The organism is Sphingomonas sp. M1A8_2b (assembly GCF_053345535.1).
This window is the reverse complement of record NZ_JBKFAH010000001.1, coordinates 1,535,927-1,558,234: the sequence shown is the minus strand read 5'-3', so window position 1 is coordinate 1,558,234 and position 22,308 is coordinate 1,535,927. Positions and strand designations below refer to the sequence as shown.

At 66.3% G+C, this 22,308-nt stretch carries 20 protein-coding genes; 6 read left to right on the top strand and 14 right to left on the bottom strand.

Features of this window, described 5'->3' with window-relative positions; translation table 11 throughout:
- Positions 1-67: 67 nt before the first annotated feature.
- The 3 genes from fabG to fabD are packed head-to-tail and all read right to left on the bottom strand — an operon-like array spanning position 68 to position 2,235.
- Complete coding sequence (gene fabG / locus ACLBWL_RS07280) at positions 68-805, bottom strand: 3-oxoacyl-[acyl-carrier-protein] reductase (RefSeq protein WP_447791514.1); 738 nt, start codon at positions 803-805, stop codon at positions 68-70.
- 14 nt (positions 806-819) lie between these two features.
- A complete protein-coding gene (locus ACLBWL_RS07275) occupies positions 820-1,242 on the bottom strand; it encodes a GxxExxY protein (protein WP_447791512.1) in 423 nt (140 codons plus the stop codon).
- A gap of 33 nt (positions 1,243-1,275) precedes the next feature.
- Positions 1,276-2,235, bottom strand: a complete 960-nt coding sequence (gene fabD, locus ACLBWL_RS07270; RefSeq protein WP_447791510.1) for an ACP S-malonyltransferase — start codon at positions 2,233-2,235, stop codon at positions 1,276-1,278.
- Between the two features lie 186 nt (positions 2,236-2,421).
- On the opposite strand from fabD, the gene ACLBWL_RS07265 reads away from it, so the two are divergent.
- From ACLBWL_RS07265 to rplI, 4 genes are all read left to right on the top strand, one after another.
- Positions 2,422-2,778 (top strand): RcnB family protein, encoded by a 357-nt coding sequence (locus tag ACLBWL_RS07265; protein WP_254688490.1) that lies wholly within the window; start codon positions 2,422-2,424, stop codon positions 2,776-2,778.
- A 322-nt stretch (positions 2,779-3,100) separates the two neighbouring features.
- Positions 3,101-3,535, top strand: a complete 435-nt coding sequence (rpsF, locus tag ACLBWL_RS07260; RefSeq protein WP_056050884.1) for a 30S ribosomal protein S6 — start codon at positions 3,101-3,103, stop codon at positions 3,533-3,535.
- 2 nt (positions 3,536-3,537) lie between these two features.
- Positions 3,538-3,762, top strand: a complete 225-nt coding sequence (gene rpsR, locus ACLBWL_RS07255; RefSeq protein ID WP_031393978.1) for a 30S ribosomal protein S18 — start codon at positions 3,538-3,540, stop codon at positions 3,760-3,762.
- Between the two features lie 12 nt (positions 3,763-3,774).
- The gene (rplI, locus tag ACLBWL_RS07250; protein ID WP_056050886.1) at positions 3,775-4,371 is read left to right on the top strand and encodes a 50S ribosomal protein L9; all 597 of its coding nucleotides are present in this window, start codon (positions 3,775-3,777) and stop codon (positions 4,369-4,371) included.
- 402 nt (positions 4,372-4,773) lie between these two features.
- On the opposite strand, the gene rmuC is transcribed toward rplI, so the two are convergent.
- The 3 genes from rmuC to recR all read right to left on the bottom strand — a co-directional run bounded on the left by rmuC (position 4,774) and on the right by recR (position 7,838).
- Positions 4,774-6,225, bottom strand: coding sequence for a DNA recombination protein RmuC (gene rmuC / locus ACLBWL_RS07245; protein ID WP_447791506.1), 1,452 nt, complete (start codon positions 6,223-6,225; stop codon positions 4,774-4,776).
- A gap of 447 nt (positions 6,226-6,672) precedes the next feature.
- On the bottom strand, positions 6,673-7,197 hold the full coding sequence (gene def, locus ACLBWL_RS07240) for a peptide deformylase (protein WP_447791504.1): 525 nt from the start codon (positions 7,195-7,197) through the stop codon (positions 6,673-6,675).
- A 44-nt stretch (positions 7,198-7,241) separates the two neighbouring features.
- Positions 7,242-7,838 (bottom strand): recombination mediator RecR, encoded by a 597-nt coding sequence (recR, locus tag ACLBWL_RS07235; protein WP_447791502.1) that lies wholly within the window; start codon positions 7,836-7,838, stop codon positions 7,242-7,244.
- Between the two features lie 53 nt (positions 7,839-7,891).
- Here recR and fmt point away from each other — a divergent pair, with 53 nt between their 5' ends.
- A complete protein-coding gene (fmt, locus tag ACLBWL_RS07230; RefSeq protein ID WP_447791500.1) occupies positions 7,892-8,818 on the top strand; it encodes a methionyl-tRNA formyltransferase in 927 nt (308 codons plus the stop codon).
- Entirely contained in the window at positions 8,815-9,555 is a 741-nt protein-coding gene (gene truA / locus ACLBWL_RS07225; protein WP_447791498.1) for a tRNA pseudouridine(38-40) synthase TruA, read from the top strand. Before fmt ends, truA begins: the two co-directional genes overlap by 4 nt.
- 155 nt (positions 9,556-9,710) lie before the next feature.
- On the opposite strand, the gene ACLBWL_RS07220 is transcribed toward truA, so the two are convergent.
- The 8 genes from ACLBWL_RS07220 to ACLBWL_RS07185 form a co-directional block, all read right to left on the bottom strand.
- On the bottom strand, positions 9,711-10,907 hold the full coding sequence (locus ACLBWL_RS07220) for a class I SAM-dependent RNA methyltransferase (RefSeq protein WP_447791496.1): 1,197 nt from the start codon (positions 10,905-10,907) through the stop codon (positions 9,711-9,713).
- The gene (locus ACLBWL_RS07215) at positions 10,904-12,394 is read right to left on the bottom strand and encodes an NAD(P)H-hydrate dehydratase (protein ID WP_447791494.1); all 1,491 of its coding nucleotides are present in this window, start codon (positions 12,392-12,394) and stop codon (positions 10,904-10,906) included. Before ACLBWL_RS07215 ends, ACLBWL_RS07220 begins: the two co-directional genes overlap by 4 nt.
- Complete coding sequence (locus ACLBWL_RS07210; RefSeq protein WP_447791492.1) at positions 12,391-12,813, bottom strand: hypothetical protein; 423 nt, start codon at positions 12,811-12,813, stop codon at positions 12,391-12,393. Before ACLBWL_RS07210 ends, ACLBWL_RS07215 begins: the two co-directional genes overlap by 4 nt.
- Before the next feature lie 133 nt (positions 12,814-12,946).
- On the bottom strand, positions 12,947-14,668 hold the full coding sequence (gene ilvD / locus ACLBWL_RS07205; protein WP_447791490.1) for a dihydroxy-acid dehydratase: 1,722 nt from the start codon (positions 14,666-14,668) through the stop codon (positions 12,947-12,949).
- 182 nt (positions 14,669-14,850) lie between these two features.
- Complete coding sequence (locus ACLBWL_RS07200; protein ID WP_447791488.1) at positions 14,851-15,216, bottom strand: response regulator; 366 nt, start codon at positions 15,214-15,216, stop codon at positions 14,851-14,853.
- 58 nt (positions 15,217-15,274) lie between these two features.
- Entirely contained in the window at positions 15,275-17,656 is a 2,382-nt protein-coding gene (locus ACLBWL_RS07195; protein ID WP_447791486.1) for a response regulator, read from the bottom strand.
- Between the two features lie 336 nt (positions 17,657-17,992).
- Positions 17,993-20,038: a M13 family metallopeptidase gene (locus ACLBWL_RS07190; RefSeq protein ID WP_447791484.1), complete on the bottom strand. Its 2,046-nt coding sequence runs from the start codon at positions 20,036-20,038 to the stop codon at positions 17,993-17,995.
- Between the two features lie 142 nt (positions 20,039-20,180).
- Positions 20,181-22,256 carry a M13 family metallopeptidase gene (locus ACLBWL_RS07185; RefSeq protein WP_447791482.1) on the bottom strand — a complete coding sequence of 692 codons (2,076 nt, stop codon included), beginning with the start codon at positions 22,254-22,256 and terminating at the stop codon, positions 20,181-20,183.
- Positions 22,257-22,308: the final 52 nt, after the last annotated feature.

Genomic DNA, 22,308 nt, shown 5'->3' with positions numbered 1-22,308 from the left:
TCTTCAAATCTGGGGGTTTTCGGTATTTCCTGAACGCACCTAGAACGCGGCAGTTCAGCGCGCAAGTTCAGATCATCGCCATCCCGCCGTTCACGTGCACGGTTTGTCCCGTGACGTAGCCGGCTTCACGGCTGGCGAGGTACACGATCGCCGCGCCGATGTCTGCGCCTTCGCCAAGACGACCGGCAGGAATCTTCGCGGTAAGCGCGGTCTTCTGCGCGTCGGGCAGCGCGTCGGTCATCGGCGAGGTGATGAAACCGGGCGCCACGCAGTTGACCGTTATGCCGCGGCTGGCGAGCTCCTGCGCAATCGATTTCGACATGCCGATCAGGCCGGCCTTCGATGCGGCGTAGTTGGCCTGACCGGGATTGCCGGTGACGCCGACGATCGAGGTGACCGAGATCATCCGGCCAAAGCGTGCCTTCATCATCGGCTTGGCGGCGGCGCGCATGAGGCGGAACGCGGCTTCGAGATTGACGCGGATGACGCTGTCCCACTCGTCGTCCTTCATCCGCATCGCGAGATTGTCGCGGGTGACGCCGGCGTTGTTGACGAGGATGTCGAGCTTGCCGAGCTTCTCCACCGCCTGGGGGACGAGCGCGTCGACGGCAGCGGCGTCGGAGAGGTTGCAGGGGAGCGCGACGTGGTCGCCGCCGAGGCTGGCGCGGAAGGCTTCGAGCTTTTCGGCGTTGGAGCCGGATACGGCTAGGCGCGCGCCTTGCGCGGCGAGGGCCTTGGCGATTTCGGACCCGATCCCGCCGGATGCCCCGGTGACGAGGGCGGTCATGCCTGTGAGGTCGAACATTTTGGTCTCCAGATTCAAAAAATTTGTTCGCGCAGAGGCGCGGAGGACGCGGAGGGGCGGTAGTTATTGACGAGGCGGCGGACGCCCTCTTTCAGGGTGGCGCCGCCGAAATTGATGAGCAGCCCGACGGGCTGTTTGGTCAATCTGAGATAGGTCAGCAGTTGCTTGGCGTGGACGGAGAGAAGTCGCTCGACCGACTTGATCTCGACGACCAATCGGTCGTCAACAAGCAGATCGATCCGGAACGCTGCTTCGAAGCGCAAACCTTCGAACTCGATATCGATCGGACGCTGGCAAGCGACCGTATAGCCCATCGCCACCAGCCGACCAGCAAGGACCGCTTCATAAACGCTTTCCAGCAGCCCTGGCCCAAGATCTCGATGCAGTCGCAGAGCGACATCCAGGACGTCGCCGCTCACCACATCGATATCTTCCATGGGCTCTGCGTCCTCTGCGCCTCTGCGCGAAATCTACAGTACCTTAATTAACCCCTCGATGTCGTCCATCGTGATGACGCTCGTGGTTTCGACGTCGGGGGTGATGCGCTTGACCATCGGGCTGAGCACCTTGCCGCCGAATTCGACGAAGTGGTCGACCCCCGCCGCATGCATTGCCAACACCGATTCGCGCCAGCGGACCATGCCGGTGACCTGTTGCACTAACAGGCGACGGATCGCGCCGGGGTCGGCGACGGCGGTTGCGTCTACGTTGGCGAAGACCGGGACAAGGGGCGCGCGGAGGTCGGCGTCTAGAAGCGCGGCTTCCATCGCTTCCGCGGCGGGCTGCATCAGGGGGCAGTGGAAGGGGGCGGAGACGGGGAGCAGCACCGCGCGCTTGGCTCCGAGGTCCTTGGCCAGCGCGATCGCCTTTTCGATGGCGAGGCGGTGGCCGGAGATGACGACCTGCGAGGGGTCGTTGTCGTTGGCGACGGTGCAGATCAGTTCTGGGCCGCCTTCCGCGAGGATCGCATCGACTGCGGCGCCAGCGATGACCTGCGCTTTTTCTAGATCGGTGCCGAGCAACGCTGCCATCGCGCCCTCGCCTACCGGGACTGCGGCCTGCATCGCGCGGCCGCGGAGTTTCAGGAGGCGGGCGGTGGTCGACAGGTCAAGTGCACCGGCGGCGCACAAGGCGGTGTATTCGCCGAGGCTGTGGCCAGCGACATAATCGGCCTTGTCGGCGAGGCGGATGCCGCCTTCCTTTTCGGCGACACGCAAGGTGGCGATCGCGTTCGCCATGATCGCGGGCTGGGCGTTTTCGGTGAGGAGCAGGTCGTCCGCGGGACCTTCGCTCATCAGGCGGAACAGGTGCTGCCCGAGCGCCTCGTCGACTTCGGCGAAGACCTCGCGGGCGGTGGCACTGGCGTCGGCCAGCGCCTTGCCCATGCCGACAGACTGGCTCCCCTGGCCGGGGAAGATGAACGCGCGCATGATCTCTCCTCTATGTTGGCGGCGGCCTATAAAGGTGCGGGCTGAGTTGCAACCTGAACGAACCTTGCGGACTTGCGACAATATGCGACCATTTCGCGCAGGCTGCGACATGCACCTGCGACAATCGAGTCCCAATTTAGGGATGACGCCGCACAACGGCGCCGTGTTTCAAACGGGAGATTACCCATGAAGAAGTTCATCCTCAGCGCACTGGCCGCTACCCTCGTCGCCAGCCCGCTGCTTGCCGCAGCCCCGGCCGAGGCGCAGCAGCGCCGCGAAGTGACCACCGTGCGCCAGAACAACAACGGCCGCACCGTCGTCACCAAGAAGACCGTCGTCCGCCCGAACCAGTATCGCAACTGGCGCGCCGGCCAGCGCTTCGATCGCCGCTATGCGCAGAACTACCGGGTGATCACGACGTATCGCAACTATCGCCTCGCCGCCCCGCCGCGTGGCAGCCAGTGGGTCCGCTCGGGCAACGACGCGATCCTGATCAACGCCCGTGGCAACGTGGTCCAGGTTCGTGGCGGCGCGTTCCGGTAATCGATTAGGCCTGGGTCTAGGGACGTCATAAGGGCGTCCCTCACCCCTCGCCCGTCATCCTGACGAAAGTCAGGATCCAGGGTTACGAGCGACGGCATTTCTGGCTCTGGATCCTGACTTTCGTCAGGATGGCGGGACTAGTTGAACGAAGCACACCAACCTTGCCTTTCCCCGATAAACGGGTAAGGCCCTCTGCAACCGGGGTGAGAGATTCGCGTCTCTCGCCCCTGTTTGCATTCTAGACGCCGTTTTCTAAGACGACAGCCGGAGGGGTGCACGCATGGGGCGTGTATCAGCGATCGGCCAAGACGAAGGACAAGACATGGCTCTTTACGAGCACGTGTTCCTTGCGCGCCAGGATTTGGCACAAGCGCAGGTGGACGCACTGGCGGAAATCGCCACCAAGATCGTGAACGACAACGAAGGTCGGGTCGTAAAGACCGAGAACTGGGGCCTGCGTTCGCTGGCGTACAAGATCGCCAAGAACCGCAAGGCGCACTATGTCATGCTCGAGATCGATGCCCCAGGCAGCGTGATCGCAGAGCTGGAGCGCCAGACCCAGATCAACGAAGACATCATCCGTTACATGACGGTCAAGGTCGACACCCTCGAAGAGGGCCCGACCGTGATGATGCGCAAGCAGGATCGTGACCGCGAGCGTCGTGGCGACCGTGAAGGTGGCCGTGAGGGCCGTCCCGATCGTGGCGATCGTCCGGACCGTGGTCCCCGTCGTGACCGCGAAGAGGGAGCTGAATAATCATGGCACGTCCATTCTTCCGCCGCCGCAAGAGCTGCCCGTTCTCCGCCAAAGACGCTCCCCGGATCGACTATAAGGACGTCCGGTTGCTGCAGGGCTTCGTGTCCGAGCGTGGCAAGATCGTCCCGTCGCGTATCACTTCGGTGGCCGCAAAGAAGCAGCGCGAACTGGCCCAGGCCATCAAGCGTGCGCGTCATCTGGGCTTGCTGCCCTACATCGTTAAGTAAGGACACGCCCACATGGACGTCATTCTGCTTGAGCGCGTCGAAAAGCTTGGTGCTATCGGCGACGTGGTGAAGGTCAAGGACGGTTACGCACGTAACTTCCTGCTTCCCAACAAGAAGGCGCTTCGTTCGAACGAAGCCAACCGCAAGGTGTTCGAGTCGAACCGTGCGAAGATCGAATCGGACAACGCATCGCGTCGCAGCGATGCCGAGACCGAAGCGAAGACCTTCAACGACGCGACCGTGACCCTGATCCGTCAGGCGTCGAACACCGGTCAGCTCTACGGTTCGGTCGCGGTTCGCGATCTGGTCGATGCGCTGGTGGCCGACGGTCACAAGGTCGGCAAGTCGGCGATCGTGCTCGACAAGCCGATCAAGGCGATCGGTGTCTACACCGTCAAGGTCTCGCTGCACCCCGAGGTGTCGGTGGCCGTCAAGGTCAACGTCGCCCGCTCGCCTGAAGAGGCCGAGATGCAGGCTTCGGGCGTCGACGTGATGTCGTCAATGTTCGAGCGCGACGAGGCTGGCTTCGTCGAGGATTACGATCCGAACGCAGAGCCCGGCGCGACCGCCGAAGCACCGCGCGACCAAGAGGAAGAGGCGCAGGGTTGATCCCTTCGCTTCCCTTCTAGCCGATACAGAAAGGCCCGCCCGGAGTGATCCGGGCGGGCCTTTTCTTTTGTGTCTGCGCGACGGGCGTCAGGGGCAGGTTACGCAGGCGCCGATCATTGCTGCGAAGGGGATGAGGGCGCAGAGGATGGGGACTAGGTGTTTCATGACCGGGTGACTCTTGGGGGTGTTATCCGGTTAATGCGCGGGGTTGGGAAAGGTTGCCGAGAGGTGAACGAATTTTGTACCGATCGGTTTTCGGTGCCAACCTAGCCGCCCTGCACCACCACCCCGGCGAAGGCCGGGGCCCAATTGGGAAAGCTTGAGTAACGGATCGCAGCGTCCATCATTCGGGTCCCCCAATTGGGCCCCGGCCTTCGCCGGGGTGGTTCACAACTGCTAGTCTCAGCCTTCGACGTTTTCCGGCTTCTCTATCAGCGCAGGCCCCTCGCCTAGCGCCAGCGCGTCGACCGACGACACATCTTCCAGATCACGCGCGCCCGTCTCGATGTTCAGGTCGCGGAACTTGCGGCCGGTTACCATCAGGCGGCCGTTGAACGAGTTGGTGAAGCCGTTGAAGTTCTTCACCGCGCTGTTGAGGCCGACGCCGACCTTCCGCAGGTCGTCGGCGACCTTGGCGAGGCGATCGTGCATCTCCTTGCCGAGTTCGCCGATCTTCCGCGCTTCGTTGGCGAGCTTTTCCTGACGCCAGACCGCAGCGACTGTGCGGGCGATCGCGATCAGGTTGGTCGGCGTTGCCAGCAGCACGCGCTTTTCGAATGCGAAATCCCAGAGCGTCGGGTCGTGTTCGAGTGCGGCGGACAGAAAATGCTCGCCGGGGACGAACATGATGACGTAGTCGGGCGTGTCGGCGAACTGGCTCCAATAGGCCTTGTTGCCGAGGCCGTTGACGTGCGCGCGCATCGACGCCGCGTGCGCCGCGAGGCCGATCAGGCGTTCGGCGTCGTCGACCGCGCCGAATGCGTCCTGGTACGCGTTGAGCGAGACCTTTGCGTCGATGACCAATGCTCGACCGCCGGGGACGCGGATGATTGCGTCGGGGCGGAGGCGGGCGCCGTCGTCGCCTACCGCGACGCTGACCTCGGTCTGGAAATCGGTGTGTTCGCTGAGGCCGCAGGTTTCGAGGACGTTCTTCAGTTGCTGCTCGCCCCAGCGGCCGCGGGATTTGGGGGCGTTGCGGAGGGAATTGACGAGCTTGGCGGCTTCGGTCGAGACCTTTTCCTGGCCGAGGCGCATCTGTTCGATCTGGCCCTTGAGGTCGCCGAATGCGTCGCGGCGCTCGGCTTCGACCTTTGCGACGCCTTCTTCGTAGCGTTGCAGGCGGTCGCTGACGGGTTGCAGCATCGACTTGAGGTTGAGGCCGGCAGACTCTTCGGACTGGCGGAAGCGGGCGTCGGCGCGTTCGAGGAAGGTCTTCTGCGCGTCGCTGAGCAGCTTGTTGGCGACGTCGCCGAACTGCGCGGCCATGACGTCCTTCGCCTCGCGGAGTTCGAGCAGGCGCGCTTCGAACGCTTCGCCCTGGGCTTTCAACGTGGCGATTTCGGTGCGGGCGGCGTCGCGGTCGGCGCGGATCGTCGCGAGGTCGAGACGGAGGCGATCGGTGTCGGTGGCCCGCTCGGCGTTCTGTGCGCGGAGCGTGGCGAGGTCCTGCATCGCGGCGTTGCGTTCGCGTTCGACCGCGTCGCGTGCGGAGCGGATGAGGTCGGCGTCGGCGACCTTGGTCTGCGCTACGGCGAGTTCGCTGGCGAGGGTGGCGGCTCGGCGGGAGGCTAGGAGCCAGCCGAGGAGGATGCCGGCGGCCAGCGCCAGGACGGCGATGATGGCGAACTCAGCCATTTTGCGCGGCCGAAACTGGAGTGAAGTGCAGGAAGTGCAGACGCTGGCGCAGCATTTCCTCGGGTGAGGCTGCGCGGGCGGGCACTTGGGTTCGGGAGAAGATTGGGGACGTCATGGGTGGAACATACGTCGAACGATTGATGTAGGACAATCGGAATATTCTGTTCTCCCGCGGAAGCGGGAGTCCAGGGTTACGGGAGACGGCGCCTGTGGTCCTGGGCCCCCGCCTTCGCGGGGGAACTAGAAGGGGGCGCTCAACACCAAAAGATTGAGCCAAACAGAATAGCACCACCCCGGCGGAGGCCGGGGTCCAATTGGAAAGGTCGCGGTAACGGAGCACTGCGGGCTATCACCACCGTCTCCCAATTGGGCCCCGGCCTTCGCCGGGGTGGTTGCGTGTGGCGTGAACGAGAGACCAAATCGGTCTCGATTCCGCGCCACGCCCGCTCACCCCATCTTCCGCTGCTTCGCCAGTTTCTTCAGCACCATGTCGCGCTTGAGGCGGCTGATGTGGTCGATGAACAGCACCCCGTCGAGGTGGTCGATCTCATGCTGCATGCAGGTCGACAGCAGTCCGTCGAAATCCTCCTCATGCGCCGCGCCGGTCTCGTCGAGCCACTTCACGCGGCACCGCGCCGGGCGCGCCACCTCGGCATACTGCTCCGGGATCGAGAGGCAGCCCTCGTTATAGGTGGAGACCTCGTCGCTGACCGACAGGATCTCGGCGTTGATGTACGCCTTGGGGTTCTTGATCGGCTTGTCGTCCTCGTCCTTCTCCTCCTGGAGATCGATGACGAGGACGCGCTTCTGCACGCCGACCTGGGTCGCGGCGAGGCCGATGCCGTTGAAGTCGTACATCGTCTCGATCATGTCGGCGACGAGCGTGCGGATGGAGTCGTCGACCGTCTCCACCGGTTCCGCGACGACGCGCAGGCGGGGATCGGGGACTTCGAGAACGGTCATGACGGTCATCCTGCGCAGCTAGGTTCCGCGCGGGGGTGCGTCAAGCACTTGGCTCAAGCCATTGGCCGCCTTGCCCTTAACGCCTGCGCCAGCGTGCCCTCGTCCAGATAGTCGAGTTCGCCGCCCACCGGCAGGCCGTGCGCGAGTTGGGTGACGCGGACCGGGAAGCGTTCGATACGCTCGGCGATGTAGTGCGCGGTGGTCTGGCCTTCGAGCGTGGCGTTCATCGCGAGCACGACTTCGTCGATGCCGCCGGCTTCGATGCGGCGGACGAGGCTGTCGATGCTGAGATCTTCGGGGCGGATGCCTTCGAGTGCGGACAGCCGCCCACCGAGGACGTGGAAGCGGCCGGGGAACAGCCGCGAGCGGTCGAGTGCCCAGAGATCGGCGACTTCCTCCACGACGCACAGCGAACGCTGGTCGCGGCGCAGGTCGGCGCAGATCGCGCAGGGGTTGGTCGTGTCGACGTTGCCGCAGGTCGAGCAGTTCTCCAGCCGCTCGTCGACCGCGGTCAGCGCCTCGCGCAGGGGACCCAGCGCCGCATCGCGCTTCTTGAGCAGATGCAGCACGGCGCGACGTGCGGACCGGGGGCCGAGGCCGGGGAGCCGGGCCAGCGCCTGCGTCAGCGCCTCGATCTCGGGGGATGCCATAGGGAACAGATAGGGGGTTGCGCGGCTCCCCGCCAGCGTGTTCGAGAGGGGCCATGCGGATCATCTTCATGGGAACGCCGGACTTCGCGGTGCCGGTGCTAGAGACCCTCGTCGCGGCGGGGCATGACGTGGTGGCGGCGTATTGCCAGCCGGCCCGGCCAGGGGGGCGGCGTGGGCGCGAACTGGTGCCGTCGCCGGTGCAGGTTCGGGCGGAGGCGCTGGGGATCGAAGTCCGGACGCCGGTGTCGTTTAAGGCGTCTTTGCCGGAAGGGCTGGAGGCTCGCGAGGCGTTTGCCGCCTTGGACGCGGACGTTGCGGTCGTTGCGGCCTATGGTCTTATTCTGCCGCGCGCGGTGCTGGAGGCGCCTCGATTCGGGTGCCTGAACGTGCATGGGTCGCTGTTGCCGCGGTGGCGGGGGGCGGCGCCGGTGCAGCGGGCGATCCTCGCGGGCGATGCCGAGACGGGGGTCGGGATCATGCAGATGGAGGCGGGTCTGGATACCGGGCCGGTTCGGCTCGAGGGTCGGACGCCGATCGTTGGCAAGACCGCGGGGGATTTGACCGCCGAGCTGTCGGCGATGGGGGCTCGGTTGATGGTCGAGGTGCTGAGCGATCTCGACGCCTACCCTGCCCGGCCGCAGCCCGAGGACGGCGTCACCTATGCCGCGAAGATCGACAAGGCCGAGGCGCGGATCGATTTCGAGCGGTCGGCGGTCGAGGTCGAGCGGCTGGTGCGGGCGATGAACCCGGCGCCGGGGGCGTGGTTCGAGCATGCCGGCGAGCGCGTGAAGGTGCTAGCGGCGGATGTGTTGCCGTTCTCGTTTCTTGGGTGCGAGGGGCTGACAGTGAATGCCGAGCTGACGATCGGGTGCGGCGACGGGGCGATCCGGCCGACCTTGGTGCAGCGCGCCGGGCGTGGCGTGACCTCGGCGGAGGAGATGCTGCGCGGGTTTCCGATTCGCTCGGGGGCTCAGCTTTGACGCGGTTCGCGTTGACGGTGGAGTTCGACGGCCGGCCGTTCATGGGCTGGCAGCGGCAGAAGCACGGCCCGAGCGTGCAGGCGGCGCTGGAGGCGGCGGTGCTGAAGATGACCGGTGAGACCGCGTCGGTGCAGGCGGCGGGGCGGACCGATGCGGGCGTCCACGGGATGGCGATGCGCGCGCATGTCGACATCGCGAAGCCGCTCGCGGCGTTTCGGTTGATGGAGGGGCTGAATGCGCTAGTGAAGCCGGCGCCGGTGTCGGTGTTGGCGTGCGAAGTGGTCGACGACGATTGGCATGCGCGGTTTTCGTGTGTCGGGCGGTCGTATGAGTACCGGATTATTAATCGGCGATCGCCGCTGACGTTCGAGGCGGGGCTGGCCTGGCAGGTGCCGCAGTTGCTTGATGCCGGAGCGATGGCGGAGGCTGCGGGGGCGCTGGTCGGGCGGCATGACTTCACGACGTTTCGGTCGGCGCATTGCCAGGCGGATAGTCCGGTGCGGACTTTGGACCGGCTCGAGGTGGTGCGCGAAGGGGCGCGGTTGTTTGTCTACGCGGCGGCGCGGTCGTTCCTGCACCATCAGGTGCGGTCGATGGTCGGGTGCCTGGCGCTGGTGGGTATGGGGCGCTGGGCGGTTGGCGATGTTGCGAAGGCGCTGGCGGCGAAGGATCGGGCGATGCTGGGGCTGAATGCGCCGCCTGATGGGTTGTTTTTTGTGAGCGCGGTTTATCCCTGAGCATCAGGGGAATTACCCACCACTTTGATCGCTACTTCAATCCTCCCCTGGAAGGCGAGGTGGCAGCGCATTGCGCTGACGGAGGGGTTACCCGCTCTCGATAGCGCGACACCCCTCCGTCGCTGCGCGACACCTCCCCTTACAGGGGAGGATAGTTAGCGGACGAACTTGGCCGCGAGTTCGACATGGGTGGACCAGCGGAACTGGCCGACCGGCTGGACCCAGTCGATCCGCCAGCCCGCGTCGCAAAGCTCCTTCGCGTCGCGCGCGAAGCTGGCCGGGTTGCACGAGACATAGGCGATCACCGGCGTCTTGCACTCCGCCAGCGCCGTCGCCTGTTCGCGCGCGCCGGAGCGGGGCGGATCGATCACCACCGCGTCGAACCGGTCGAGTTCGGCCACCGTCAGCGGCCGGCGATAGAGATCGCGGTGCTCCGGGTAGACGGGTCGCTGGGTGCGGTGCGCGGCGGCCTTCAGCGAGCCCAGCGCGTCGCGCGCGCCTTCGGCCGCATAGACCTTGGCGGAGATCGCGAGCGTGAAGGTGCCGAGGCCGGCGAACAGGTCAGCGACCGTCGCGGGCTTACCGATCGCTTCGAGGACAGCGGCGGTGAGTACGGCTTCGCCATCGGGCGTGGCTTGGAGGAACGACGCGGGCGGGAGCGGCACGGGGACGCCACCGAGCGTGATCGTGACCGCGTCGGGCTCCCAGCGCGTCTCGGGGCCGAGACCGTCGTCGAACGCGACCCGAGCGATCTTGTGGTCTTCGCAGAACTTGGTCAGCGCTTCGGCGGCGGGGAGGCCTTCGGGGGCGAAGCCGGTGATCAGGATGTCCGCGCCCTGGTCGGCGAGCGTCAGGTGGATGTCCGCGCGACGACGGAAGTTGAGGCGCTTGAGCAGCTGGCGCAAAGGTTGGACGAGCGCGAAGAGGCGCGGATCGAGGATCCAGCATTCCTTGATGTCGACGATCGTGTGCGCCTTCTCCGCGGTGAAGCCGAGCGTGATCTTGCCCCCCTTTGCCTCGGCGTGGAGCGTCGCGCGGCGGCGGCTGCGTTCGGGCGAGATGTGCGGCGTGCGGATCGGGGCGGACAGGTCCTGGCCGTCGAGCGCGGAGGCGATGCGGTCGGTGACGAACTCGGCATAGGCGTGGTCGTCGAGATGCTGGAGCTGGCACCCGCCGCAGGTCGGGAAATGCACGCAGGGGGGAGTCTGGTGGTGCGGGCCGGGCGTGACGCTGCCGTCGGCGGCGAGCATGTCGCCGGGCGCCGAGAAGGCGGCGTGGCGTCCGTCGGCGGTCATGCCGTCGCCGCGGGCCGCGACGCGGACGATGGTGTCGATATTCGTTTCAGAGGTCATAGCGATGCTCTGGCGGACCCGAGCGCGTCCGCCAAGTCGTCGGCGATGAAAGCCGCGCCCAATCGGCGGGCAGCGTCACCGTGGAGCCACACTCCGGCGCAGGCCGCGTCGAGCGGTTCGAGCTTTGCGGCAAGCATCGCGCCGATCGCGCCGGCGAGGGCATCGCCGGTGCCGGCGGTGGAGAGCCAGTCGCTGGACCCCTGCGCGATGCGGACCCGGCCGTCGGGCGCGGCGATGACGGTGTCGGCGCCCTTGAAGACGACGATGGCGTTGGCGCGGGTGGCGGCGTCTCGGGCTCTCGCGATCTTGTCGGCATCGGAGTTGCCGAAGAGCGCGTCGAACTCGCCGGCATGCGGGGTGAGAATGACGGGGATCTTCAGCGCCTTGATTCGCTCGAGGTCGATCAGGCGGAGCGCGTCGCCGTCGATGATCAGCGGGTGGTTCGAGGTCAGTGCCGCTTCGAGGCGGGTCTTGGCGAGGTCGTCGCGACCCAGGCCAGGTCCGATGACGAGCGCACCGATCCGGTCGTTCGCGAGCGCGTGGTCGGAGAACGGCGCGCGGACGAGTGCGTGCGGGGGGCCTTGGCTGTCGCCGAGCAGCGTTACGTAGCCCGACCCGGCGCGCATCGCGGCGAGCGCGGCGAGATCGGCGGCGCCCGACATGGTACCCGCGATGATCGCAACCACGCCTCGGGTGTATTTGTGTGAGTCCGGGCCGGGGGTTGGGAGGCTTGGGGTTTTCAGGACTTCGGCTTGGCTATCCGTGGGAACGCCGATGTCGAGGAGGCGGATCTGGCCGCAGTATCGGGCGGCGGGTTGGAGGAGATGCGCGGGTTTTACCGCGCCGAGGGCGAGGGTGAGGTCGAAGACTGGTGGCTCGCTGAGAGAATTCCCGGAGTCGGTGGCGAGTCCACTGGGGAGGTCGACGGCGATGCTGAGTTGCGCGGCGTTGGCCAGCGAGTGGAGCCGCCCCACCACCGTCCCCTCCCCGGCGGAGGCCGGGGTCCAGGTGGGTGAACCGATCGGCTCATCGACAGGGCTACCCAACTGGGCCCCGGCCTTCGCCGGGGAGGGGCCGGTGGGTGGAAGAACATCGATGTCTAGCGGACGAGTCAGGCCCGTGCCGAACAGCGCGTCCACCAAAATCGGGGCGGGCATCGCTTCCGCCAAAGTTTCAACCGGGCCGGACCACCCTGCCCTTGCCGACTTCGCCGCATCCGTCTTCGGCTCCGACAGCGCCGCCACGCGAACCGGAATGCCCATCTCCGTCAGTACCCGCGCGGTGACATAGCCGTCGCCACCGTTGTTGCCGGGACCACACAGGATCAGAACGTCGTTCGCGCCGGCCAACCGGCGGACGGCGCCTGCGATGGCAGTACCGGCGCGTTCCATCAGCGTCTCGACCGACACGCCGGTGGCGATTACCGCGTCTTCCGCCGCGCGCATTGCGGCGGCAGTCAGGATCGCCTGCCCCTCGATGCGAATCATGACGGCTTGGTCGCGCTCTTGATGGTGGCCGGGAGGCGGTAGCGGGCGTCGCCGATCGACACCTCGATACCGTTGCCCTCGATCAGGCCGACCTTCGCGACCTCAGCTCCGTCGGCCGCGATGACGCCGCGTCCGTCGTCGGTGACGAGCAGGCGGCGGAAGCCGCCGTCGGGGTGGCGGATGGTCAGGACCGGGCCGGTCTCGCCCCTGGCCTGTTCGATCGTGCAGACCGTTTCGAGCGCTGCGGTCCCGCGGGCGCAGGGTATGCGGAGATCGCCGGCGGACTCCTTGGCCTGTTCGGCTGCGACTTGCGTGCTGGATGGCTTGCCTGGCCCGCAGGCCGCTAGCGGGATGAGGGAGAGGCAAAAGAGGCGGCTCAGTGTCTTGCCGAAGCCGACTTTCAAACCGCTGTCCGTCATCCCAGCGAACGCTGGGATCTCCCCGTTCGGGTCGCGGCGCGCGCCAATCGGGAGACCCCAGCTTTCGCTGGGGTGACGGGCGGGTTGCGGGTTTTGCCGAGACACTCGTCTCCGCTCAAATTTCCGCGTCGGCTCAGATATCCGCGTAGACATGGGTTTCGGCTGCGGCTCCTGGGTGCGTGACGGCACCCTTGTAGGCGGGGCCGACGGTCTTCGCATAGCGCCAGAGTGCGCCCGAGCCGTAATCGTTGGTGCGCGGTACCCACGCGGCACGCCGCTCCGCCATCACGTCCTCGGGAACGTCGAGGTCGATCGTGCCGGCCTCGGCGTCGATGTGGATGATGTCGCCATTCTCGACCAGCGCGATCGGGCCACCGTCCGCCGCCTCAGGGCCGACATGGCCGATGCAGAAGCCGCGCGTGCCGCCGGAGAAGCGCCCGTCGGTGATCAGCGCGACGCTTTCGCCCATGCCGAGGCCGTAGAGCGCGGCTGTGGTCGACAGCATCTCGCGCATGCCGGGGCCGCCCTTAGGACCTTCGTAGCGGATGACGATGACTTCGCCTTCGTTGATCTCGCGGTTTTCGACCGCGGCGAAGGTGTCCTCCTCGCAATCGAAGACGCGGGCCGGGCCGGAGAACTGGAGGCGGTGCATGCCCGCGACCTTCACGATCGCGCCTTCCGGAGCGAGCGTGCCGCGAAGGCCGACGACGCCGCCGGTCGGGGTCAGCGGGGTCTTGATATCGTAGATGACCTTCTGGTCGGGGTTCCACGTCACTTGGTCGATATTCTCGCCGAGCGACTTGCCAGTCACCGTCAGGCAATCGCCGTTGAGGAAGCCGCCGGCGAGCATCGTCTTCATCAGCATGTAGACGCCGCCAGCCTCGTACATGTCCTTGGCGACGTACTTACCACCGGGTTTGAGGTCCGCGATGTAAGGCGTTGTCTTGAAGATCTCCGCGACGTCGAACAGGTCGAACTCGATGCCCGCCTCGCTAGCCATCGCGGGCAGATGCAGCGCGGCGTTGGTCGATCCGCCGGTCGCAGCGACGACGCGCGCGGCGTTGATGAACGCCTCGCGCGTGCAGATGTCGCGCGGGCGGATGTTGTCGGCCAGGCACTCCATGACCTGCGCGCCGGCCGCCACCGCAATCTGTTCGCGCGTGGTGTAAGGTGCGGGCACCATGTTGCTGTTCGGGATCGACAAACCGATCGCCTCCGCGACACAGGCCATCGTGTTCGCAGTGTACTGGCCACCGCACGCGCCGTGGCCGGGGCACGCGACCTTTTCGATCGCGTGGACCTCGGAGAGCGGACACGCACCGGCGGCGTATTTGCCGACGATCTCGAACACGTCGACGACGGTAACGTCGCGGTCCTGATAGCGGCCGGGCAGGATCGAACCGCCATAGACGAACACCGACGGGATGTTGAGGCGGAGCATCGCCATCATCATGCCGGGGAGCGACTTGTCGCAGCCCGCGAACCCGACCAGCGCGTCGTAGCAATGGCCGCGGACCGAGAGTTCGACCGAGTCGGCGATGACTTCGCGGCTTACCAGCGAGGCCTTCATGCCCTGATGGCCCATCGCTATGCCGTCGGTGACGGTGATCGTGTTGAACCGGCGCGGCATGCCGCCGCCCTGGATGACGCCGGCCTGCGCGGCATCGGCCTGCGCGTCGAGCGTGGTGTTGCAGGGCGCGGAGTTGTTGCCGGCGGACGCGAGCGCGACGAACGGGCGCGCGATCTGCTCCTCGTCGAGGCCCATCGCGTAGTAATAGCTGCGGTGCGGGGCGCGTTCGGGGCCGACGGAGACGTGGCGGCTCGGCAGGCGCGATTTATCGAATGTGCGGGTCATGGCGACCGCCTATGTCGCGGCAGGGGGCATTTGCGCAAGAGAGTTGCGTTGAATTTTACGCCGAGCAGCGATGCAAGCGCATGACGCCGAGCACGCCATCCTGACGAAATTCAGGAAGCTGAGCCTTCAACCGCGTGCTTAGTTACTCTGGATCCTGACTTTCGTCAGGATGACGGAAAGGGTCAGAGGCCTTCGAGCGCCTTCGCTACGCCGTCCATGGTGAAGGGCTTGTGCAACCGGGGGCGGTCGCGGAATTCCGGCGCTACACCGTCGTCGCCACCGCCAGTGGCAAAGACGAAAGGAACGCCTTTCGCGGCCAAGGCTTCGGCAACAGGGGTGCTTTTTTCGCCTCCGCGCAGGTTCACGTCGAGGATCGCGCCATCGACGCCGCCCTCCTCGATCCGCTTCAACGCGTCGGCCACGGTGTCGACCGAGCCTGCGACCCCCTTGTCCAATACTTCGAGAAAATCCTCGAGCATCATGGCGATCAACGGTTCATCCTCGACGATCAGAATCTGCTGGGGGAGGATCTGCTGGGAAGCGGTCATGTCCTCGCTTAGTCGAGATTGTTACGACTTGCCAACATCTTGTTCGTGTCGCCGCAGTTTATGCCCGGCGCGTCGCGAGCACGTCGCGCGCAGCTTCCGCGAGTTCCTGCACCGAAAACGGTTTGGGCAGGAACGAAACATTGTCGAGATCGATCGATTTGCGCAGTTGCTCCTCGGCATAGCCCGACATGAACAGGATCGGCAGATCGGGATATTTCTCACGCACGTGCCGCACCATCGTCGGGCCGTCCATCTGTGGCATGACGACGTCGCTGATCAACAGATCGGGGCGGCCATGCTGTTCGAGCACCTCCAGCGCGGCCTCGCCATTCTCCGCGGTCAGCACCGTATAGCCCTGCCGCGAGAGCGCGCGTTCGGCGACCGCGCGGACCATATCCTCGTCCTCGACCAGCAGGATCGTGCCGGTCCCCCAGAGATCGACCGGTTTCGCCGCCGGCCTGACGATCGCGGGACGCGTCGCGGCCGGCGCCGAATGGACCGGCAGATACATCGTGAAGGTGGCGCCCTGCCCCAGCTTACTGTCGGCGAAAATATAGCCGCCGGACTGCTTGACGATGCCGTAGACGGTCGAGAGGCCGAGGCCGGTGCCTTTGCCGAACTCCTTGGTGGTAAAGAACGGTTCGAAGATCTTGGGCAGCACGTCGGGGGGAATGCCGGTGCCGGTGTCCTGGACGATCAGCGCGGTGTAATCCGCGACCGGCAGGATGTCGGAGGCCATTGCGCGGACTTCGGACGCATATACTGCACGCGTGGTGATGGTGAGCACGCCGCCGCCGCGCGCGTTCGCCGAGACGATCGCGTCGCGCGCGTTGACGGCCAGGTTGACGACGACCTGTTCGAGCTGACCCGGATCCGCGCGCACCGGGCCGAGGTTCCGGCCGTGCGTCATGTCGAGCCGGACGTTCTCGCCCATCAGTCGCTTAAGCAGGTTCGAAACTTCCGATACGACGTCGGGGAGCTGGAGGATCTGCGGGCGCAACGTCTGCTGGCGCGAGAAGGCGAGCAGCTGGCGCGTCAGGCTGGCGGCGCGGTTCGAGTTGGTGCGGACCTGCTGGATATCGTCATAATCGCTGTCACCGGGCGAATGGCGCATCAGCATCAGATCGCAGTGCCCGATGATGGCGGTCAGGATGTTGTTGAAATCATGCGCGACGCCGCCCGCGAGCTGCCCGACCGCCTGCATCTTGGTGGCCTGCGCCACCTCGCGCTTGAGGCGGCTCTCCTCGCTATTGTCCTTGAGGCTGAGCAACACGGCGGCATCGCCGAGGCCGCGTGCGCCGGCAATCGTCAGCGCGACCGGCTCGTCGGGGTGATCCTTGAGGCGGACCGCCATGTCGGCGGAATGCGTCGCGCCGCTGGCGAACTTGCGGATCGCGTCGGCGACCGCGGCCTTGTCTTCGCGCACGACCAGGTCGCCGGGATACAGCGGCGGCGCGGCGGCATTGACGCCGGCCGCGCGCAGGAACGAGTCGTTCATCTGGAGGAACCGGCCATCGCGGTCGACCAGCGCCATCCCGAACGGCATGAGGCTGACGAGGCTGCGGACGTGCGCGGCCGCGCTCGCGCCGATCGGGGGAGCTGCCTCCTCGTCGTCGAGCAACGCCACGAGCACGGGGGCGTCGTCGCCTTCGAGAAACGGCACCTGGAGGACGCGGAGTGGCGTGCCCTCGAGACCCTCGCGTTCGAAGCGGACGAAGCCGCGACTGTCGGTGATGAGGAAACGGGCGAAGTCGTGGCCTTCGATCGAGTCGCGATCGTTGCCGCGCGCGCGCGCGCGCAACACGCGGTTGGCGGTGCGGACGCGGCCGTCGGGCGACAGCAGCGCCGCCATGATGCCGCTGCCGCCGAGGCGGTCACCGGTTGGGCCGGGCAGCAGCGCCGCAAGCGTCTCGGCGAGATCGTGATCCTGCGCGGTGACGAAGCGCCAGACGAGCATGTCCGCCTCGTCGCCGGCGCGGACGACCTGCGCCGACAGCCGGACGCCGCGCGCGTTGAGACGGTCGACCGACGCGCTGCCGTCGCGCCACGCGGCCCGGCCGACGTCGCCGAGCGCGGTCGTGCCGACGTCGTCGAGCGGCAGGCCCGGGGGCGTCGGGAAGCCCGCGAACAGCGCTTCGTACGCGTCGTTGGCGCAGACGAGGCGTCCCGCACGGTCGGTGATCGCGATCGCGTCGGTGCCGGCTTCGGCGACGGTGCGCGTCAGGTCCCAGTCGACGGGTCGCGGGGCGTCCTTGGCGACCGGGTTGAGCAGGCGCCAGGCGATCACCGCGCCGATGACGACGATGGCGGCGGCGAAGAAGCCGGCGGCGGCGATCCAGCTGCCGACGAGCAGGAGCACGATCGCGCCGGCGACAGCGCCCGAGGCGATAGCGACGAGCGCGGCGTTACGGGCCGAGGTGGATAAAGCGAACGATGCCATCGGGGGAGTCATCCGCTCAAGCGGGGCCGGGCGTCAAGCGGGATGCGGTATTGCGGGGGGCGCTACTCTTAATCACCGAAGCCGGTCTCCGAGAACCGCACCACCCCGGCGGAGGCCGGGGCCAATTGGGAAGGTGGTCGTACTGGAACGCCGTCCGTCATCAGCGAGGTTCCCCAATTGGCCCCGGCCTCCGCCGGAGTGGCGGCTATGGCAGGTCGGTCACAATCACATCATCCCGCCCTGCTGTTCCCCCGCGGAGGCGGGGGTCCAGGGTTGCGGGGGACAGCGCTCGTGGCTCCTTGGCCCCCGCCTTCGCTGGGGAGCCAAGAGCGCCTGTTACCAGATCCGGACGCGCTGTTCCGGCGTCAAGTACAGCTTCTGGCCAGGCGCCGGCTTGTATGCCGCATACCAGGGGTCGAGGTTGCGCACGACCCAGGCGCGCTGCTGCGACGGCGAGTGCGGATCGGTCAGCAAGCGGTTGCGAAGGTTGGCTTCGCGGTAGTTGCGACGCCACACCTGCGCCCAGCCGAGATAGAAGCGCTGGTCGCCGGTGTAGCCATCGAGGACCGGCGCGGTCTTGCCTCCGAGTGCGGTGTGATAGGCGTCGTACGTCACCGTCAGGCCAGCGAGATCGGCGATGTTCTCGCCCATCGTGAGCTGGCCCTTCACGTGCATCCCGGGGAGCGGCTCGTACGCGTCGTACTGCGCGCCGAGCTTGCCGGTCAGCGCCTTGAAGCCGGCGATGTCCTTGGCCGTCCACCAGTCGGTAAGCTGGCCCTTCGCATCGTATTTCGAGCCCTGGTCGTCGAAATGATGGCTCAACTCATGGCCGATCACCGCGCCGATGCCGCCGTAATTGACCGCGTCGTCGGCCTTCGGATCGAAGAACGGCGGTTGCAGGATCGCGGCGGGGAAGACGATCTCGACCATGCCGAAATTGGCGTAGGCGTTCACCGTCATCGGCGTCATGCCCCATTCCCAGCGCTGCAACGGCTTGCCGAGCTTGGAAATATTGTCCTGGTGCTGCCATTCGTTCGCGCGCCATTCGTTGCCGAACGCATCGCCGGACGTGATCGTCAGGCCGGAGAAATCCTTCCACTGGCTGGGATAGCCGATCTTGGGGGTGAACGCGGCGAGCTTGGCGTGTGCCTTGACCTTGGTCTCGGGCGCCATCCATTCGAGCTTGTCGATCCGGCGGCCCATCGCGGCGAGCACGTTCTTGACCAGCTTGTCGGCGGCGGCCTTGGTCTCGGGCGGGAAATACTGTGCGACGTAGAGCTTGCTGACCTCGTCATCGAGCGCGCCCGAGGTGAACTGGACGCCGCGCTTCCAGCGGGCTTCCTGCTCGGGCGTGCCGCCGAGGACTGTGCCGTAGAACGCGAATTGCTCGGCGTCGAACGCCTTGGGGAGGACGTCGGCATAGCCGTCGAGCGAGCGCAGGATCAGCTGGTCTTTCAGCACGCCGATCGGGGCGGTCGCGACGAGCTTGGCGATGCCGGTGATAGCGGAGGGCTGGGCGACGATGACGGTCGGGACGGGCGTGCCGATGCCCTTGAAATACGCCGCGAAATCGAAGCCGGGCGCGCGCTTGGCGAGATCGGCGACGGTCATCTTGTTGTAGGTCTTGGTGGCGTCGCGGCTGTCGACGCGGGTCCAGCTGACCTTGGCGATCTCGGTCTCGAACGCGAGCAAGGCGGTGGCGCGCGCCTCGGCATTGGGTTCGCCGGCGAGGGTCAGCATCTTGACGATATGCGCGCGGTAGGCGTTGCGGGCCTCGACCAGTTTCGCATCGGCACTGAGATAATAATCGCGGTCGGGGAGGCCGAGGCCGGACTGGCTAAGCGAGAGCGCGTATTGCTCAGGGAGCTTGTCGTCCTGGCCGACGCCGCCGCCGAACGGGCCGCCGATGCCGGCGCGGTCGGCCTCGGCGAGCAGTGCGGGGTATTGCGCGCGGTCGCTCAGCGCGGCGATCTTTTTCAGCCACGGGCGGATCGGTGCGAGCCCCTTCGCCTCGATCGTGCCGGTGTCGAGATAGGTGGCGTAGGCGCGGCCGATCTTCGAGTTCGGGTCCTTCGCGGCGGTGTCGAGGATGCCGCGGGTGCGCGTCTCGGACAGGTCGGAAAGGAGATTGAACGAGCCGTAGTTCGACTTGTCGGCGGGGATCGGGGTGTTCTTGGACCAATTGCCGTTGGCGAAGGTGTAGAAGTCGTCGCCGGGCTGGACGGTCTTGTCCATGCCCTTCTCGTCGAAGCCGAAATTGCCGTATTGCGCGCCGGTGGGAGCGGACGCGGGCGGGGTCGGCTCAGCCGTTTGCGAGATGGCGGCGGTGACGCCGGTGATGGCAGTTGCGGCGAGCAGGCCGGCGACGATGAAGGACTTCATGGGGTTCTCCAGGGAAAGCTTAGTCAAACGAGATACCGTTCGCCGATACCGTTCCCCTGCGAAAGCAGGGGCCCAGGGTCACACACGGCGTCTTTCGTGACCCTGGGCTCCCGCGTTCGCGGGAGAACAGCAGAAGTGCCGGTTACCAGATGCGGACGCGGTTGGCGGGGGCGAGGTAGCTCTTCTCGCCGGGCTTGGCGCCGAACGCGGCGTACCAGGGGTCGAGATTGCGGACCGTCAGGACGCGCTGGTGACCCGGCGAATGCGGGTCGGACAACAGCGCCTGCTGGAGCGCGGCGTCGCGGAACTTGGTGCGCCAGACGCCCGCCCAGCCATAGTAGAAGCGCTGGTCGCCGGTCGTGCCGTCGATGATCGGCGCGGGCTTGCCACCGAGCGACTTGTGATACGCGTCGTAGGCGACCGTGAGGCCCGCCAAGTCGGCGATGTTCTCGCCGAGCGTCAGGCCACCCTGGATGTGCTGGCCGGGGAGCGGTTCGTACGCGTCATACTGCTTCACGAGCGCGTCGGTGAACACCTTGAAGCGCGCGACGTCCTGCGGCGTCCACCAGTCGGTGAGCTTGCCGTTGAGGTCGTATTTGCGGCCCTGGTCGTCGAAGTGATGGCTGATCTCGTGCCCGATAACCGCGCCGATGCCGCCGTAATTGACCGCCGGGTCCGCCTTCGGATCGAAGAACGGCGGTTGGAGGATAGCGGCCGGGAAGACGACCTCGTTCATCGTCGGATTGGCGTAGGCGTTGATCGTCATCGGCGTCATAAACCACTCGCCGCGATCGATCGGTGCCCCAAGCTTCTTCAGGTCGCGGTCGTATTCGAACGCGTTGGCGCGCGCGACGTTACCGACGAGATCGCCACGCTGGATCTGCAGCGCGGAATAGTCGCGCCACTTGTCCGGATAGCCGATTTTCGGGGTGAAGGCGGCCAGCTTGGCGAGCGCCTTGGTCTTGGTCTCGGGCGCCATCCATTCGAGGTTCCGGAGACGCTCGCCCATCGCCGCGATGACGTTCTTGACGAGATCGTCGGCCGCCGCCTTCGATGCGGGCGGGAAATACTTCGCGACATACTGCTGGCCGATCGCCTCACCCATCGCTTCCGACACGGTCGACACGCCGCGCTTCCAGCGGACCTGCTGCTCGGGCGTGCCCGACAGCGTGGTGCCGTAGAACGCGAAGTTGGTCTTGTCGAAATCGCTTGAGAGATACGGCGCGTAGGCACGCAGCACCTTTAGCATCGCGTAGTCCTGGAGGACATTGACCGGCGTGTCGGCGAACACCTTCGCTTCGCCGGTCACCGCGCTCGGCTGTGCAACGAGGTAGAACGGACGGCCGGTGACGCCCATCGCGGTCATGTACTGCGCCCACGGGAAGCCGGGCGCCTTAGCCGCGAAGTCGGCGGCGGTCCATTTGTTGTAGGTCTTGTCGGCGTCGCGGCTCTCGATACGGGTCCAGTGCGCGGTCGCGAGGCCCTTTTCCATACTGAACACGGCGGCGGCGCGGGCGGCGGCGTTGGGCTCGCCCGCTAACGTCAGCATCCGCGCGAGATACGCCTGGTACGCGGTGCGGACGGTCGCCAGCTTGGCGTCGTCCTTGAGGTAATAGTCGCGGTCGGGGAGGCCGAGGCCGCTCTGCCCGAACTGGACGACATAGGTGGTCGGGTCCTTGTCGTCCTGCGATACGCCGACCCCGACGAGGCCACCGACGCCCTGCCGCTGAAGCTTGGCGATCTCGGTGACGAGCGCGGTCTTGTCCCTGGTCGTCTTCAGCGCGGCGAGCATCGGCTTGACCGGGGTGACGCCCTTCGCGTTGACCGCGGCCTCGTCCATGAAGCTGGTGTAGAAATCGCCGACCTTGTCGCCGGGCGTCTTGGCAGCGGCGTCGAGGATCGTGCGGGTGCGTTCGAGCGACAGGTCCTGGAGGACATGGAACATGCCGTAGGACGAGCGATCGGCGGGGATCGGCGTCGTCTTCACCCAGCCACCGTTCGCGTAATCGAAAAAGTCGGTGCCCGGCGTGACGCTGGTATCGCGGCCGGCCATGTCGAAGCCGAAATCCCCGATCTGCGGCTTGTTGGCGTCCTTGGCGGCGACCGGGCCCTTCGCGGCCTTGGCCAGCGTCGGCGACGGATTGGGCCCCGTTTGCGTCTGGGCGATCGCCGATGCGGCGGACGCGAGCAGGATCACGGTAACAATCGACTTGCGCATCAAGAACCTCGGAGAAAGATCGTCTGGATACGGTGTGTTCTACGCCGATAGG